Source organism: Eubacterium sp. BL-380-WT-2B (assembly GCF_009696115.1).
Taxonomy (GTDB): Bacteria; Bacillota; Clostridia; order Eubacteriales; family Eubacteriaceae; genus Eubacterium; species Eubacterium callanderi.
Genome location: NZ_VUMP01000004.1, coordinates 402,515 through 418,746 on the forward strand (window position 1 = coordinate 402,515; position 16,232 = coordinate 418,746).

A 16,232-nucleotide genomic window follows, 5' to 3' on the forward strand; every position below is an offset into this window, starting at 1 on the left:
TGTCTTTATTATACACCTTTATTGACATCAAAAGAGCAGCAGGAAGATGGAAATTTTCCCAAATTAAGAAAACCCCCGTGACGCTGCGCAAACGCAATGACACAGGGGGTTTTTTAACCTTTGGAGAGCGGAGAAGGTTCTTACCAGCTTCCGCCGCCGCCACCACCGCCGCCGCCGCCGGAGAAGCCGCCGCCGCCAGTGAAACCGCCGCCGCCGAAGCCGCCAGAACCGGAGTTCGGGGGAACGGTAATGTTGGTTGAGATAGCGTTCATGCTGTGCATGAGGGCGTTGGTGAAATAAATTGTGTTGAACATACTGTAGGAATCATAGGTTCTGTACCAATGCGGCGGTTCGATGGCCAGGCTTTCAAACCGTTTGGCCCATTTGTCCGTGACGCCCAGCACATAGGCATAGGGGAGCACATCAAAGAAATAGTTGGGGTTTTCATCCACCAGGGTTTTGATGCGGTCCAGCTCTGCGGTCTGGATAAAGTTTTTAAAGCCAAGGGTTTCGCCAAGCCATTTATTGCCCTGTGGTGTCCGCTTGGTGGCAAAGGCGCCCAGAAACGCCGTGATAACAGATACCGCCACTGGCACCAGCGGCATCAGAATCGTGCCAAAGGTGACCGTGCCTGTGGCCAGCACAATGACCAGGAGGGCGGCGGAGATCAGGGTACCCGCGATCACACGTCCGGTAAAGGAGCCTGTGGTCATGCCCTGCCGGGTTTCGATGGTGTGGGCCAGGAAGCTGAGTCCCGCAAAGGGAAGAATCCCGAACAGACAGCCCATGATCAGCACCATGAACACATCAAAGTAGCCCTCGGTCCGATAGCCGGTAACACAGCCAAAAATGAACAGAGGAAGGAAACAGGCCAGGTGAATAAAGGCCTGGGCTGTCTTGGAGCCAGGAGTGAACAGCTTATTCTGGGGCTCCGCGAAAAAGCCGCCGACCTCCGCTTTGGCCACCTGCATATCCTCGTAAAAGGTATCCTCCAGATCCTTCATGCTGGAGACAGTACGCCCGCTCGGAAAAAGGGCGCGCATAACCGTGCGTTCAAAATTCAGAGCGTCAGCCGGGAGTTCCTGAACCTTCTCAAATTTAAAGTTCTTTTTGCTGGTCTGCTCAATGGTCAGATAGCCCTTATCCGCCAGATACATGATCATGGAAAGGATTTCCTCATTGCCGGTTTTGCCGTCAATGATGGTTCCAACCTGGGCTGGTGTGAGCTTATCCGGTGCGTAGAACATGACGGGCTCCAGTGGCTTCTGGTCACGGCCAAAACGGAACCATAGGACAACTGCGAGCGCCAGGCACAAGCCGGAGACAATATAGACAATGGGATTCCATTCGTTACCAGTACGCGCACCTACAAAATACCCCTGAGGCAGGCGGATATTGAGAGTAACGCCCTCATTGGCCTGCAGTGGACGATTAAGGGTGCCGTGAATGGTATTGCCATCAACGGTGTAGGTTACCGCGTTAGTATCAGTGCTGCCATAGCCACCCACAATGAACTCAAGGTTTGAGGGGTCGAATTCCTTGGGCATATTAACAGTAAAGCTTGCGCTGTCAATGGTGGTATCCCATTTTGCAGGAATGATATTGAAGTAAACATCGTCAAACTGGCTAATATGGTCATCCCCAGGGTCCCAGGTATAAGAAATATCATAGGTCTGGCTGCCATCCACATATTCATCTTCATCGCCGATTTTAATAACTTTGCTGCCGTTTTCGGAATCGATGTCAAAGTTGTAGCCTGGAACCTTGATGTCAGAGACTCGGGCGTTGTAAGATGTCTCAGTCGGTTTGCCGTCGATATCACGGTAATAGCTTCCGCTGTAGGGAATATAGCGGTAGAGCCCGTGCCGTGGCTGGCTGAAGGTAACGTTGATTTTCTCGTTGACATCGTAGGCGTGGTTTTCCTGTACGTTCATGGTCACATCATAGCTGTCTATGGTAAAGTATTCTCTGGCCAGACTAGCTCCTGGGAACACAAGCGCCAGCAGCAGAAGAAGCGCCGCCAGTACAGGTAGTTTCTTTTTCATAGGTGCACCTCCTTAAAAGAATGTAAAAAGGAGAATGGAGAATTAAAGCTTTTGTTCTTTTAATTCTCAATTCTCCAAGCTTAATTGTCCGTAGATTTAAAATTGTACTTTCACGTTTTCGCGCTCTTCCTGAGAAGACACTTCAAAATAAGGTTTCTTTTCAAAATGGAACATGCCTGCAATGATGCTGCTCGGGAACATTTCAATTTTGTTGTTCAGGTTTTTCACGGAAGCGTTGTAATATTTCCGTGAATTGGCAATGTCTTCTTCAATGGTCTGAAGCTGACGCTGCAGGTCCATGAAGTTGGTGTTGGCCTTGAGATCCGGATAGGATTCAGCAACGGCGAACAGACTTTTCAAGGTGCCAGTCAGTGCGTTTTCGTTTTTTAGCTTTTCATCAATGGATGAAGCGGTCATGGCGGCGTTGCGGGCCGCAGTTACCTTTTCCAGTGTCTGGGATTCATGGCTTGCGTAACCTTTGACGGTTTCCACCAGATTGGGGATCAGGTCGTACCGTTTTTTCATATACACGTCCATGGTGGAAAATGCTTCCTCCGCCTGGTTTTTTGTTTTGACAAGGCCATTGTAGCTGCCCATTACAACAAGGGCAAGAATGACGATAATGGCAATGACTATAATGATTGCGATCATTGTAAACCTCCTGCGTTTAGTTTCTTATTATTATACCACATTTCGGCTGAGCCTAAAAGAAAATCAGACGGCTTACAGCTTAAATAAATCCGTACTTAAGTATTTTTCTCCCCGGTCCGGGAAGATGACGACAATCAGCCCTGAATCGAGCGTCTTTGCGACTTCGCAGGCCGCGTACAGTGCCGCGCCGCTGCTCATGCCCACAAAGATGCCTTCCTTCATCACAATCTGTCTGGCGTAATCAAAGGCGATCTCAGACTCAACCATGATGTGGGTGTCGATTTTATCCGGGTCATAAATGGCGGGAACAATGGCTTCTTCCATGTTTTTAAGCCCTTGGATGTAATGGCCCTTTACGGGGTGGGCCTCCACGATCTGAACATCCGGGTTATGGCTTTTAAGGCCCATACCGATGCCCATGATGGTACCTGAGGTTCCAAGCGATGAAACCATGTGGGTGACCTTTCCGTCGGTCTGTTCCCAAATTTCTTCGGCGGTGGTAGTGTAGTGTGCCAGCTTGTTGTATTCGTTGCTGAACTGGTTCGGGTTAAAATATTTGTCTGGATTTTCCGCGAGCAGCTCCCTTACCCGGCAGATCGCGCCGTCAGTACCTTTGTCCGGGGCGGTCAGGGTGACCTTGGCTCCAAAAGCCTGAATCATCTTGCGCCGCTCGATGGAAACGGCCTCGCTCATCACGATTTCCACATCATAGCCCTTGACAGCCCCGATCATGGCCAGGCCGATACCGGTGTTGCCAGAGGTGGGTTCGATGATGGTTTTATCCTTTGTCAGCGTTCCTTCCTCCTCGGCCTGCTCAATCATCTTGAGGGCAATGCGGTCCTTGATGCTGCCTGTGGGGTTGAACCCCTCTACCTTGGCGACGATTTCCACTCCTGGGTTTGGGCTTAAATGGTTGAGGCGCACCATGGGGGTGCGTCCGATGGTCTCTAAAATATTGTCGTAAATCTGCTGCATGTTGTGCTTCCTTTCTGTATCCTTGTCCTTTTATAGCATAAATGGTGAAAATGGATTCATTCCTGCATAACATTATAGTACAAAAAGCAATGGACTGCACGGGTAATTTGAGAAAAAACAAAGCTGAAAACCTTTTGCAGCCAAGAAAAGCTTTTATTTGAGAGACATTTGTATTATAATGAAAGACAGTCATATTGAGAAGAGGGTTCCTGATGGGATTATTTTCATCCCAATGGGACAATTGAAGGAGGGTGTTCATGAAGTATCATTGCGTATTGTTTGACCTGGACGGCACATTGCTGAATTCTAAGGAGGGGGTCTGGCGCTCCTTAGAATATGCGCTGGAAAAGCTGGGCCATCCTAACCCGAAGATCGAAGATGTTGAGCCGCTGGTGGGCCCGCCCATCGCTCAGGTTTTTATTCAGCATTATGGCTACAGCGAGGAGGACGGCTGGCGGGGCAATGACTACTACCAAGAAGAGTATGTGACCCATGGACGTATGTATAGAGATCCGTTTTTTGACGGAGCCGCCGAAGCCGTGGATGAGCTGCGGAGGTTAGGCTGCGCTGTCGGCATCTGCACCAACAAGGACGAGCTTACAGCACGGAAGATCGTGGGAAAATCTGGGGTCAATATTGATGAGGATCATGTATACGGCCCCGATACGGCCGGCACGCGGACCAATAAGATTGAGATCATCAACGCCTTTTTAGAGGATTACGGTTATCATACGCCTGAGAAAAAAGCCGGTGTGCTTATGGTGGGGGACCGCTATTATGATATTGAGGGCGCCCAGGCCTGCGGAATTGACGCGGCAGGCGTGGCCTTTGGCAACGGCACCCGTGAAGAGCTGCTGAATGCTGGCGCCATCGCTGTGGTGGACCACATGATGGAGCTGGTTGAGATCGTAAAAGGATAGGAGAAAGGAAGTTATTTATGGAAAATATGAATGTACATCGCAGTATTGTGATCAATGGCGATTTGAAGTTTACGAATGTCAGCCGGGTTTTACAGTCTAAAACCTTTGGAAAAATGATTACCACTTTTGTAAATGAGCTGGAAATCCGGCATTCAAGAAAATTGAAGGCGGTCATCCCTTTTCGTGATGAAAACAAATCCTTTGATTTGGAAAAATTCCGGGATTTTGTGACCCTGCTCAATATGAAGTCTTTAAAAGACGTCATGCGCAGCGGCTATTTTGATATTCAGTACGGTGTGGATGAGTACACCGCCATCATGCTGGATTTTCTCGAAGGCTTTTACAACTACTGGCGCAATATCCAGCGCTTTATGGTCAAGAACGAAACCTATAATCCGGATGACGGCGCAAAACGCTCCAAGGCTCACTCGCTGGCCTCCAACAATGATTCTTTGAAAAAGCTGGTGCTGGATTTATATCGCAACATCCTGTACAACGTCACCGGCAAGAGCCTGAGCATTTACCGCCAGCTGCCCTCGGGCGCCCAGGTGTCTTTTCTGGTCGACCACTTTGACTTCCCAAATGACATCAAGAGTAAAAACGATTCGCTGTACCGCGTGCCCTATGTATGGGAAGCTATTTTCGAGCCGCCGGTCATTTTCTATACCCAGTCCAGCAAAAGAAACGGCGTGTTCCCCATCAAGAAGGACAAAAAGATTCTGGAACGCTTTTACATGGATTCTGAGTCCTGGTATGCCATCCCGGTGAAGGCGGGACGTCTGCTGATCATCGCGTACTGCCATAAAGATTTTCTGGAGCTGGGCGCTGGCCTGTTCAATCTTTTCGAGCTGGCCACACCAGAGGAATTCCTGCACAAAAAGCCAGACGGCGCGGTTTTCTTCGGCCTGGACAAGAGCCTTTTTGAAGAAGACGAGATGCGCGGCTTTGTGGTTAAGGAGGACGGCGTCTACTACGGCATGCTGCCAAACGATCCGGAAATTGACTACTTTGGATACATGAAGAAAATGATTCTGACCCTGCACAACATTATCCAGATTAAAAACTTCTGGCTGCCCATTCACGGCGCTTTCGCCAAAATCCGTCTGGCCGGTGAAAAACCCGTAAACATCATGCTGGTCGGGGACAGCGGCGCCGGCAAGTCCGAAACACTGGAGGCCATTCACAAGCTGCCCAAAGAGCTGGGCTGCGACGTGGATATTCTTATTGACGATATGGGCTCCCTGCATTTTAACAAGGAAGACGAGCTCATGGCTGTGGGGACGGAGATCGGGGCATTTGTCCGTCTGGATGACCTTCAGCCAGGCTACGCCTACAGCACCATGGACCGCTCGATTTTCATGAACCCTAACATCGTCAACGCCCGGGTGATCGTACCGCAGATGACCTATGAAGAAATTTCGGCTTCCACTCCAGTCGATTATATTTTCTACATTAATAATTATGAAAAAATTGACGATGCACACGCGCCCATCGAAATGTTTGACGACTTGGATACCGCTCTGGCGGTATTCTCAGAAGGTAAGCGTATGGCGAAGGGAACCACCGGCGAAGTGGGCATCACAACCACCTATTTCGCGAACCCCTTCGGTGCGGTACAATTAAAAAGCGAACACGAAAAGATCGCGGAAAACTACTTCAAACGCATGAAGGAAAAAGGCATTAAGATTGGCGTTATCCGTACACAACTGGGAATCCCGGGCTTTGAACAGGATGGTCCTTTTGTCGCCGCCGAATCCCTGGTAGATTTTATTAAGCATATTAAGTAAAAATAAAATTATTCTAAATTAGCTGGTGAAATAATTTGAAATTTTTTTGAGATCGCGTTATAATAAAGAAACGAACAATATCAAAATCAAGGAGGAATTTACCAATGGGAAGATTAAAAGGTACGGAAACCCTGTCAAATTTGATGAAGGCATTTGCAGGTGAAAGCCAGGCGCGTAACCGCTATACATTTTTTGCCTCAAAGGCTAAAAAAGAAGGGTATGTACAGATTCAGGAAATTTTCCTGGAAACTGCAGCAAACGAAAAAGAACACGCTGAAGTTTTCTATAAATATATGGCGGCCGAATTAGAAGGCGGCGAAGCCATGATGCTGAATGTTAACGCAGACTATCCAGTGGCATTAGGCGATACTAAAAGCAATCTGTTAAACGCAGCAGCCGGCGAAAAGGAAGAATGGGCAGACTTATACCCAGCTTTCGCAGCAACCGCTAAAAAAGAAGGCTTTGATGATATTGCAGAATCCTTTACCCAGATCTGTGTGGCTGAAAAAGCGCATGAAACCCGCTATAAGAAATTAGCTGCCAACATTGAACAGGGCAAAGTATTCAAACGCTTTGGTGATGTCAGATGGAAATGCGGCAACTGCGGCTATATCTATGAAGGCAACGACGCGCCTCAGGTATGTCCTGCCTGCAAGCATGACCGCTCTTACTTCCAGCTGTTTGTTGAAACCTACTAAAATTAATAACAAGACCCGTGGTGCCGTAAAATACGGCGCTGCGGGTTTTTTAGTTGCGGGAACTTTCAAAAGGCGGTAAAATGGAGGTAATACGAAAAAAGGGGAAATGTGATGGAAAAAACGGTTGTTCAAAAGCTTATCGGCCTTCTGGCGGGTCTGTTTGTAATAGGGATCGGGATATTTTTAATTCTGAGGCCAAAGACCTCGCTCACTGATCTGGTGGTGCTCATCGCTGCGGTTCTTCTGATCATTGCGTTCATGAATTTAGTGGCAGTACTCTATAAGAAGAAGATAAAAGGACAGGGTGAGGTGCTGGAAGCTGTGGTCAACCTTGGCTTTGCCATTGCCTTTTTTATCCTTCGGTTTAAGGTGGTACGCTGGATTCCTGACATTTTTGCCGGGTGGATCATTCTGAACTCTGTCATTCGTTTTGTATCTGCGGTTACTTATTTTAAAGACGGCGCGCCAAACTACGGTGCCTATTTTGTGAACGGAGTGATCACACTGGTGGCAGGGGTTCTCATGCTGGTTAATAACCGTCTCAACGCCATTGGTTTTGGGCTGGTGGCAGGCATATATGTGCTTTGGTACGGTTTTACCATGATTTTCGACACCTTTAATGAAGAATCAACCCAGCAGAAAATGTCGGCCACGGCTAAAAAGATGCAGAGAAAGCTGCGCTTTGCCATTCCGCCAGTTATCGGTGGCCTTCTGCCCCGCAAGCTGCTCAAGGAATATGACGCGAAAGTGGCCTCCGAAGACGCCAACGCCTATCTCCATAAACAAAACGTGTCCATCCCCGAAAAGGCAGCGGGTCTTGCGCCCTTCAATGTGGAAATACTGGTGCATCTGTCCAAAAAATTTATGGAGTCCTTTGGCCATGTGGATCTGATCTTGGGGGATGAAGCCGTGGCCTACGGTAATTTTGACAGCCACAGCTACCGTCTGTTTGGGGTGATCAGTGACGGGGTGCTGTTTAAATGCAACCGGGAACGCTATCTTAGGCAGTCCGTCTATCATGATGATAAGGTGCTCATTGCCTTTAAGGTGGCCTTTGAGAAGGAGGAGCTTCTCCAGATAAAAAAGAATTTTGACACCATGCGGGAAAATATGGAGGAATGGTACTGTGATACCCAGCTCATGGAGCAGGGACTTCTGCCTGAAAAGGACTATAGCGACATCGCCGACCAGATCTATAAGGGAAACGATGCGACCTTTTATAAATTCAAAAAGGGAACCCTGAAAACCTATTTTGCTGTGGATACCAACTGTGTCAAGGTAGCGGATTCTCTGTTTGAGAACACCAATTTTGACAAGCCGGCCATCCCTGGAATCGTAACCCCAGGGGCCTATTATCAGTTTTTGATGCGTGAGCTTGAAAAGCCCGGCACTAAAGTCTATGAGCGGCACGTTTATTCAAAGGAAACGCTGACTTACAATAAAGAACTTGAAACTGGAAAATAAAAAAGCATGGCGCCGTACAATGGGGCGCCATGCTTTTTTAATACGTTGGCCGGTTTACTGGCAATAACGTCCGCCGCCGCGTCCGTTCCCGCCGTGATGGCCGCTGCCGTCACGGGGGCCGTTACCGCTGCCATTCTGACAGCCTGTGCCGACAGGATTGCCAGTGACATCACAGATTCCATCGCCGTCACTGTCACCGTAGGCATGATGGACTGCTGTGGATGGTACAGATGTATCCGGCGTTCCAGCGCTTTCAGCAGGAACCTGGGTCGTCTCCGCTGCCGGAGCAGCAGTACAATTGCCATTGCCAGAGCAGTTGCCAGAACCTATTGGATTGCCTGTTACATCACAAAGTCCGTCGCCATCTGTATCACATACAGCTGCGGTGTGCTGTGTGCCATACTCCTGCATAAAACGTCCGCCGTTTCCGGCTGCCAGCGCTGTAGTGCCTGTGAGCAGCACCGCCCCAACCACAAAGCCAGCGATTACTTTTTTGTTCATTTTCATTTGGAACACTCCTTATTTTTTTCTTGTCTTTATTATAGAATGTGATTATGGCAAAATTGTGACAAAAATAAAATAAATTTGTTATTGTATTTCCGCGGATTTTTATTCCTTTGAAAGCTCGAAAACAGCTTTTAATTTATTGATAATCCAATCCTTGTTTTTTTGAATTGAGGGGATGTTTGTCCAGAATTCATCGTAGTATTGGAACAATATAAACACAGCGGTAGAATCCTCTGAGATAAGGGCGTGGAAACGACCTGAAAGTGCTTCATATTTATAGCCGAGGGCATAGCGGTTATCTTTAATCAGAAATATGGGGCTGGCTCCTTCTGTTTTGGGTAATTCCTGAAGAAGAGCAATTTCAAATTCAGAAGATTTGCCAACAAGATGCATAAGATCGCTAATTTGTTTAAGAAAAATTTTGAGTAAGTCCTGAGCCTCTGGTTCGGGGCTTTTTTGGATGATTTTTACAAAATTTTCAATATCTTTTATACAGTAAATATGCCTGACCGGCCCTTGCTTTAATGCAGTTTCCCAGAGGTGGAGGGTATCCTGAGCATTAAACGTATACCTCAAAAGACTTTTAACATCGGTATTAAATGGAAATGGCAGGGGAGAAATATAGTATAAACAGCCCTCGATACAGACCTTGCTTTTTAAAAAGTTAATGATGTCTTCATAGTGATCAAGGTGGTATTGTGTGTAAATGGGGATGCTTTTCGATTTAAGATCATTATAGAATTGTTGATAATAACGGATCGTTCGAATATCTGAATGATATTCGGCATAACGCTGTATGGTAAACCTCTCATTGAACTGGCAAATTAATGCAGCCTTATCTTTTATAATGAGCATGTCTGATAAAAAATTAGGGACTAACTGCAAGGGAATATAACAGGTGTCAACCTTATGGTTTAAGTTTAAGCTGATATCCCGCAAGAAAAGATTTTTTAAAGCTGTATACTTTGCATTAAAAGTATGAATAATTTGAAGGTGATGCCGATTGATGACTTCGTATAATAATTTTTTTCTTTTCTTTAAAAAGCTGGAATCCTCCTGCCGCCATGAGTTTTCTTCGCAGTCAAAAATCAGAAACTCCTGATTTGGGGGTAGATTTTTCAGGGTTTCCAGCATTCTTAAGACAGCTTTTTCACGGCCGCTATCGTAGTGGTAAACAGAAATTTGGGTGGTATAGCTGTTAGAGTCCAGAGTGATCTTTGAATCGTCAAGCTGGTCTGGAACTTCTGTAAGCCAGTTTTTTAAGAGATGTGGAAGGACATTTTCTTCAGCTTTATCGATCTGTTCATAATCGTCCGATAAAAGTGTTTTTATAATATGGAAATTATTCTTCCGGTCAAGACTAAGATAGTACTGGCATATTAAGTCTGCATAAGCTGATTTGGGGTTAATAAGACGTTTGTGATTGCGCCATTTACTGACAAGAGAATCGTTAACATGAAGGACCTCCGCGAGATCTTTTATACGCGTACGGAAGCATTCCATCAATAAAAACAAATGCGAAGGCGGATAGTTATTCATATAAAGACCATACCACTTCGGAGGTTAATTATAAGTGGCCTTTCAGATTAATTATTTGCTTTTTATTATATCTGCTGTCAATTTTTTTGTCAAATTTCTCGATTGACAAGTGTGTGTAAACCATTGCTTTTGCCCTCTGGGCCAAGTATAATTCAGAAAAAGAATGAAATTTCATAGAAAACACGGGATAAAAAGATTGTAACGCATGGTATATCGTAATTAATTGTTTTATTCATAAAATCAAAAGGAGTGGTAAAAAATGATGGTAAATTCCAAAACAGAACTTTTTAAAAGTATTTATGAGGGGTGCATTCCAGAAAGGGTCCCAATTTCTGCCAAGCTGCCCTTTGAGGCCTGCATTGATTACGCGGGCTTGTCAACGGTAAAAGCACAATGGACATTCGAAGGGGCAGAGGATGCTTATGATATTCTCTGCAGAAAGATTCATACGGACGCCATGCCCGTTGGCGGGGAGGAAAAGAATCCAGCTGTTTTTAAAATATTGGATTCACAGGGATACCAGGTGACATCCTCTGGAAGTATTCAGCATTCGGATTGTGTTACGCTGTTTTCAGAAGAATATGATCGCTTTATTGAAAATCCAATGGATTTTTTTATGGAAAAGGTTTTGCCGCGCATGTTTAAAGGGCTCAACTGTGATGCGGCTCAGCGTTCATTTATTTTGGCGAAGGCTTCGACTGCCTTTAATGAGAGAGCCGTACAGGTTGGACAGCTGACTCAGAAACTGGGAAAGAAGTATGGCTTTTTCACACCGCCCGCAGGTTCTTCAGCAGTGGTTCGGGCCCCTTTTGATTTACTCGGTGATTTTTTAAGAGGTTTTAAAGGCATCTCATCAGATTTAAGGAGGATACCTGAAAAAATCGGAATGGCATGTGACGCACTGCTGCCATTTCAGATTTTCAGGGGGCTGCCGCAAAATGTATCGGTTCTGGGGTCTACCTTCATTCCATTGCATTTTGCAGGGTATATCCGTCCAAAAGATTTTGAGAATATTTATTGGCCATCTCTTAAGAAGTTTATTGAATATTTGTACTGTCATGGGCAGGTTTGCCAGTTGTTCTGCGAGAATGACTGGATGCGTTATTTGGATTATCTTTATGAGCTGCCTCCAGGAACGCGGTTTATATTTGAATATGGGGATGCGCAGAAAATTAAAGATACATTGGGGAAAAAACATATTATCAGCGGTTTATATCCCCTGACATATCTGAAAACCGCAACAAAACAGAAGTGCATTGATAAAGCTAAGGAGTATATTGATATTCTGGCTCCAGGGGGAAACTACATATTCAGTTTCGATAAAAATCCTTTGAGCCTGAACAGTATTAACCTTGAAAACTATATTGCCGTAATTGACTATGTAGCCGAAAACACATGGTATACAAATGCAGGAGAGCTCGCCATTGACAGGAAAAGATATGGAACTGTAACCTGCCCGGCAATTCCTGAGTTAAAAACCAAATATCTGGAAAATGATTTTTCCGAAAGGGATACCACCGACATAGATGAGGTGATGAGCCGGCAGTTGAGAAAATATGATACAGTCCTGATGAATATGCTCTTAAGGAGCTTGTAATCTCAAAAATAAGGAGAATATAATGAAAAGTAAATTACAGGTAAATGCAAAAGTGGTCAAATGGGCTATCATTATTTTGATACCTGTTATTATCCTGTTAATACCAGTTAACGATTTTTTCACATGGCAGATAAGGCTTTTTAGTGCGGCAACATTTTGTACAATTTTGATGTTTGCTTTTGAAGTACTTCCAAATTTGATTCCGGCCATGATACTTCCAGTATTTTATATTCTGGCCAATTTAGCGCCGGCTAATGTGGTTTTTTCACCGTGGTTTGGTACTATTCCCTGGATGTTTATCGGTGGATTTCTGTTTGCGAATATTTTGATTCGTATTGGGCTGTTAAAGCGTGTTGCTTACTGGATCATTGAAAAAACCGGTAAATCCTATTACGGTTTGCTGATTGGTATTATGCTTTCCGGTTTAGCAATAAACTTATTGGCGCCAGGTAAAGCGATTTTACCCCTTGCAGGTTTAACGTTTGGTATTTGTAAAGCTCTTAATCTGGGGAAATCAAAAGAATCAGCCGGTATTATGATGGCAGGCTTTTTCTCAGCCTATATTCCATTACAGTTTATTTACAATCCATCTTTCGCGGTTATTCCGAATATGGCGGCTTCTATTACCGATCCATCTATTTCCTTCCTGGATTATTTTATTCACAATATTCCATTTGTCCTCTGGATTCCGATTGTTGTGTTTACGATTGGACGGTTTTGTAAGCCAAAGGATACGGTTTACCAGATGGAGTTTGTATCTGAAGAGCTGAAAGCAATGGGGAAAATGACTAGAGATGAAAAGAAGGGCGTTGTTATCAGTCTCTGCTTACTGGTTTATATGCTGACCTCAGGCTTACATAATCTGGACATTTCGTGGGGATTTTTACTGGCGGGCTGTATTATGTATCTTCCAGGATTTAACGTAGGCACTAAAGAAGATATTCAAAAAATTGATTTTTCCATGATTTTCTTTACAGCCACCTGTCTGAGTATTGGTGCGGTTGCTAACGCCATGGGATTTGGCAAGATCATCGCGGATTTGGTTTTACCGATGATGTCTGGTACTAACATTTTTGTCATGATAGCAGTTATCTGGATTATCTGTGTTATTTCTAATTTTGCACTAACACCAATGGCCATATATGCCACTTTTACCCTTGCCTTTACTCAAATTGGTATGACGCTTGGGATTAACCCGTTTGCGGTGTTTTATACCATTCAGGCGGCAGGTGCGGAAGTCATTTTCCCCTATGAATGGGCGCTTCCACTCTTCTACGTGTCCTTTGGCTTAATCGCCACAAAAGATTTCATGAAAATATGCGGCATTAAAATGGCAATGTCGATGGTGTTTATGATGGTGGTCGTTGTACCATACTGGCTGTTAATCGGCCTGGTTTAAAAGATAAGAGAGGTAAAAAATGAAAACAGATGCAATCCAAAAAAATTTTACGGATGTTTATGATGGTGTTATTCCAAAACGTGTTCCGATAGGTGCGGTTTTACCTTTGGAATTTTGTATTCAATACGGAGGACTGGATCTTGGAAAAACGCAGTGGACGCTTGATGGTGTTTATGAAGCCACAGACAGGCTTTGCGGTGAGCTGCCATTAGAGTCTGCTCCGTTGGGAACGCCACGTTACCCTGCTTATCTTACGCTTTTGGGCGCTAAAACATATGTTATGGGTGACAGTGGCTTTATGCAGCATCCCGAGGTGATGGGCATGGAACCAGAGGATTATGATGATTTTATAAAAAGTCCGCGGGATTTTATTATTGAAACTGTTTTTCCAAAGCTTTTTACAAACTGGGAAAAGGACAGTGTAAGCAGGGCTCTCTCCTTTGCCGGGGCATTGCTGGCTCATAATGATTACCAGAACAAACATGCTGCAATTGTAAAAAAACTGAGAGAAAAATATACTTTTTATACACCGCCGATTGGCTCGCTTGGGGGTGTTACAGCACCTTTTGATTATCTTGCTGATTTTTTACGCGGCTTTACAGGAATCACAAAAGATATTAAACGCTGTCCCGAAAAGATCGCTGAAGCCTGTGATGCAGTACTGCCGTTTCTATTTGAAAAAGGTCTTCCGGCCAATCCACATAAATACGGTAAAACCTTTATGCCGCTTCACATGGCGACATATCTGAGGAACAAAGAATTTGATAAGTTTTACTGGCCATCCTTTCACAGACTTGTTGAGGCGCTTCATGATGCTGGACAGCCCTGCTATATCTTTTGCGAAGCAGACTGGACACGTTATCTGGATTATCTCTGGGAATTGCCTGAGGGAACACGTTTTTGCTTTGAATACGGCGATCCGCAGACAATTAAGGATAAACTCGGAAAAAAACATATACTCTCAGGCCTGTATCCGGTTACTTATCTCAAAACGGCAACAAAACAGGAATGTGTTGATAAAGCAAAGGAACTCATTGATATTATGGCTCCAGGGGGGAATTACATCTTTAACTTTGACAAGAATCCTTTTGTTATGTCGGATGTTAATTTGGACAATTATAAAGCAGTATTAGAGTATGTTGCTCAAAACTCAAATTATGCGAATGCCGGAGAAAGATCAAGACCTGCAGAGACGCATAGTGAAACAAGGAGAGTGCTTGCCTTGGCTGAGACAAAATACCGGAATATCGGTTGCTCGGTACCGGAAGGACTGGAAAATGTGATAGCTCCGATTTTGACGAAATATCAAGATAATATATGGGCATTTATGACTAAACTGTTATGATTTAAAAGGCCTGTGATCAAAATGAATCACAGGCCTTTTATTACTGAACAGTTAACCGCGCCTTTGTAACAGCAGTGTTCAGGGGTCTTAGGTCGTCGAGACTGGTGGTCGTATAACGGAGCTCGGCATTGTAAACGCCAGATTCGGGAATAAAAGCAGCTGTAGGACTTTGTATACCGGTGCCGGGTTTGAAGTTTTCTGAGGACCATATGGTTTGTCCGGTATCGGAGAGTATTAGATCCAGCTTGAAATAGCAGGGATTACCCTCAGGATTTTCAAAAACTGCGGGAATGACGCCTGTGTCGCTGATGAGGGTGAGTTCAGGATAGCCTGGGATGGCGATGTTAGAGGGGGCGGGCTTTTGGGATGTAGGTGTCAGGGCGACTACGGTCTGTTCCAGTTCTACAGGCTGTGCCTTTTGGCTTAAAAGGTAAAAGATGACACCTCCTGCGAGGAGTATGACCAGCATGAGCAGGAGGGGCCAGATATGGGTCATGTTTGTTTTCTTGTTTTCCATTGTGAGGATTCCTTTTGAGTTTAAAAATGTATGCTGCAGTGAGCCGTGAAATTTCCAGACTTTTATTTTTAATGCTGATTAGAGTGACAGGATGGGCGCTGTTAAGGTGTTACTGTGGGAAAGTTGATGGCACAGGTAAAGTTCAGATTTCCAGCATAGATTCCAGAGTTTACTGTATCTTGAGGTGTTACCTGAACCAATCCGCTTTGGGTGTCGCCATCCTGACCAATAGTACCTGAGAATTCGGCAAAAATATCATGTGTTGCAATTTCTATATCATTTGGTTCAGCACTTTTAAAAAGCCTGTAAGAAATTTTGCTGTCTGAGCTTTTAAGTATAAATTCGTCATTTATACCGTCGCCATTAACGCGGACCTGCAGCTTTACATCACTTGGCAGGGCAACATTTCTGGCAGTAATAGAAAAGGGAGCCTGGGAATCCCTGTTTCTCTGCATTGTCCCCATCTCAATCTCGGCAGGTATTTCTACGGTATACCTTGACGCGATGCTTCCGAAGATTTCAGAGGAGCCCTCCTGAGTGTTCTCATCAAGATCTTTCGCTAATGCCGGCACTCCGGCGGAAGTCAGCAGCACGAGTCCTAAACTCATGGTAACCAATAATTTTTTAATACGCATATTCTTTCTCCTTTTTCTGTGTTTTCGAACCAGCAGCGGCTGATTCTTTCTTTTGATTACAGTATAAATGATGGGGAACCACAAAAGTGCCACAAATGAAATAAAATTAAGAAAAAATGATGTGAATTCTTAAAAACAAAAAAAGACCGGCGC

Annotated in this window: 14 protein-coding genes; 7 read left to right on the forward strand and 7 right to left on the reverse strand. The window is 44.9% G+C overall.

The genetic code is table 11. From position 1 onward, the window contains the following. Positions 1-140: 140 nt before the first annotated feature. The 3 genes from FYJ53_RS10105 to FYJ53_RS10115 all read right to left on the reverse strand — a co-directional run bounded on the left by FYJ53_RS10105 (position 141) and on the right by FYJ53_RS10115 (position 3,671). The gene (locus FYJ53_RS10105) at positions 141-2,045 is read right to left on the reverse strand and encodes a DUF2207 domain-containing protein (RefSeq protein ID WP_090410778.1); all 1,905 of its coding nucleotides are present in this window, start codon (positions 2,043-2,045) and stop codon (positions 141-143) included. Positions 2,046-2,141: 96 nt separating this feature from the next. Beyond that, positions 2,142-2,696, reverse strand: coding sequence for a LemA family protein (locus FYJ53_RS10110; RefSeq protein ID WP_013379037.1), 555 nt, complete (start codon positions 2,694-2,696; stop codon positions 2,142-2,144). Positions 2,697-2,768: 72 nt separating this feature from the next. Further along, the gene (locus tag FYJ53_RS10115; RefSeq protein WP_013379038.1) at positions 2,769-3,671 is read right to left on the reverse strand and encodes a PLP-dependent cysteine synthase family protein; all 903 of its coding nucleotides are present in this window, start codon (positions 3,669-3,671) and stop codon (positions 2,769-2,771) included. A 257-nt stretch (positions 3,672-3,928) separates the two neighbouring features. Between FYJ53_RS10115 and FYJ53_RS10120 the strand changes: the two genes are divergently transcribed. The 4 genes from FYJ53_RS10120 to FYJ53_RS10135 all read left to right on the forward strand — a co-directional run bounded on the left by FYJ53_RS10120 (position 3,929) and on the right by FYJ53_RS10135 (position 8,540). Next, positions 3,929-4,591, forward strand: a complete 663-nt coding sequence (locus tag FYJ53_RS10120; protein WP_090410780.1) for an HAD family hydrolase — start codon at positions 3,929-3,931, stop codon at positions 4,589-4,591. Positions 4,592-4,608: 17 nt separating this feature from the next. Continuing rightward, positions 4,609-6,378, forward strand: a complete 1,770-nt coding sequence (locus FYJ53_RS10125; protein ID WP_013379041.1) for a hypothetical protein — start codon at positions 4,609-4,611, stop codon at positions 6,376-6,378. A 104-nt stretch (positions 6,379-6,482) separates the two neighbouring features. Beyond that, complete coding sequence (rbr, locus tag FYJ53_RS10130) at positions 6,483-7,076, forward strand: rubrerythrin (protein WP_013379042.1); 594 nt, start codon at positions 6,483-6,485, stop codon at positions 7,074-7,076. A 111-nt stretch (positions 7,077-7,187) separates the two neighbouring features. After that, a complete protein-coding gene (locus tag FYJ53_RS10135; RefSeq protein ID WP_148427654.1) occupies positions 7,188-8,540 on the forward strand; it encodes an HdeD family acid-resistance protein in 1,353 nt (450 codons plus the stop codon). A 54-nt stretch (positions 8,541-8,594) separates the two neighbouring features. Here FYJ53_RS10135 and FYJ53_RS10140 read toward each other — a convergent pair whose 3' ends face one another. After that, complete coding sequence (locus tag FYJ53_RS10140) at positions 8,595-9,047, reverse strand: hypothetical protein (RefSeq protein WP_148427652.1); 453 nt, start codon at positions 9,045-9,047, stop codon at positions 8,595-8,597. A 102-nt stretch (positions 9,048-9,149) separates the two neighbouring features. Beyond that, positions 9,150-10,586, reverse strand: coding sequence for a hypothetical protein (locus FYJ53_RS10145; RefSeq protein WP_013379045.1), 1,437 nt, complete (start codon positions 10,584-10,586; stop codon positions 9,150-9,152). 259 nt (positions 10,587-10,845) lie between these two features. Here FYJ53_RS10145 and FYJ53_RS10150 point away from each other — a divergent pair, with 259 nt between their 5' ends. Genes FYJ53_RS10150 through FYJ53_RS10160 form a run of 3 tightly spaced genes read left to right on the forward strand, consistent with a single transcriptional unit; the run spans position 10,846 to position 14,927 of the window. Next, positions 10,846-12,183, forward strand: a complete 1,338-nt coding sequence (locus FYJ53_RS10150; RefSeq protein ID WP_148427650.1) for a uroporphyrinogen decarboxylase — start codon at positions 10,846-10,848, stop codon at positions 12,181-12,183. Between the two features lie 22 nt (positions 12,184-12,205). After that, on the forward strand, positions 12,206-13,582 hold the full coding sequence (locus tag FYJ53_RS10155) for an SLC13 family permease (protein ID WP_148427648.1): 1,377 nt from the start codon (positions 12,206-12,208) through the stop codon (positions 13,580-13,582). A gap of 19 nt (positions 13,583-13,601) precedes the next feature. Beyond that, positions 13,602-14,927, forward strand: coding sequence for a uroporphyrinogen decarboxylase family protein (locus FYJ53_RS10160; protein ID WP_154557294.1), 1,326 nt, complete (start codon positions 13,602-13,604; stop codon positions 14,925-14,927). Positions 14,928-14,967: 40 nt separating this feature from the next. Here the strand turns inward: FYJ53_RS10160 and FYJ53_RS10165 are convergent, their stop codons facing one another. After that, positions 14,968-15,444, reverse strand: a complete 477-nt coding sequence (locus tag FYJ53_RS10165; protein ID WP_227929789.1) for a hypothetical protein — start codon at positions 15,442-15,444, stop codon at positions 14,968-14,970. 101 nt (positions 15,445-15,545) lie between these two features. Then, complete coding sequence (locus FYJ53_RS10170) at positions 15,546-16,079, reverse strand: hypothetical protein (protein ID WP_013379051.1); 534 nt, start codon at positions 16,077-16,079, stop codon at positions 15,546-15,548. Positions 16,080-16,232 lie beyond the last annotated feature (153 nt).

Coding starts and splice junctions, on each gene's coding strand:
- FYJ53_RS10160 (WP_154557294.1), top strand. CDS start 13,602: ATGAAAACAGATGCAATCCAAAAAAATTTTACGGATGTTTATGATGGT.
- FYJ53_RS10165 (WP_227929789.1), bottom strand. CDS start 15,444: ATGGAAAACAAGAAAACAAACATGACCCATATCTGGCCCCTCCTGCTC.
- rbr (WP_013379042.1), top strand. CDS start 6,483: ATGGGAAGATTAAAAGGTACGGAAACCCTGTCAAATTTGATGAAGGCA.
- FYJ53_RS10120 (WP_090410780.1), top strand. CDS start 3,929: ATGAAGTATCATTGCGTATTGTTTGACCTGGACGGCACATTGCTGAAT.
- FYJ53_RS10170 (WP_013379051.1), bottom strand. CDS start 16,079: ATGCGTATTAAAAAATTATTGGTTACCATGAGTTTAGGACTCGTGCTG.
- FYJ53_RS10125 (WP_013379041.1), top strand. CDS start 4,609: ATGGAAAATATGAATGTACATCGCAGTATTGTGATCAATGGCGATTTG.
- FYJ53_RS10105 (WP_090410778.1), bottom strand. CDS start 2,045: ATGAAAAAGAAACTACCTGTACTGGCGGCGCTTCTTCTGCTGCTGGCG.
- FYJ53_RS10140 (WP_148427652.1), bottom strand. CDS start 9,047: ATGAAAATGAACAAAAAAGTAATCGCTGGCTTTGTGGTTGGGGCGGTG.
- FYJ53_RS10110 (WP_013379037.1), bottom strand. CDS start 2,696: ATGATCGCAATCATTATAGTCATTGCCATTATCGTCATTCTTGCCCTT.
- FYJ53_RS10145 (WP_013379045.1), bottom strand. CDS start 10,586: ATGAATAACTATCCGCCTTCGCATTTGTTTTTATTGATGGAATGCTTC.
- FYJ53_RS10155 (WP_148427648.1), top strand. CDS start 12,206: ATGAAAAGTAAATTACAGGTAAATGCAAAAGTGGTCAAATGGGCTATC.
- FYJ53_RS10115 (WP_013379038.1), bottom strand. CDS start 3,671: ATGCAGCAGATTTACGACAATATTTTAGAGACCATCGGACGCACCCCC.
- FYJ53_RS10135 (WP_148427654.1), top strand. CDS start 7,188: ATGGAAAAAACGGTTGTTCAAAAGCTTATCGGCCTTCTGGCGGGTCTG.
- FYJ53_RS10150 (WP_148427650.1), top strand. CDS start 10,846: ATGATGGTAAATTCCAAAACAGAACTTTTTAAAAGTATTTATGAGGGG.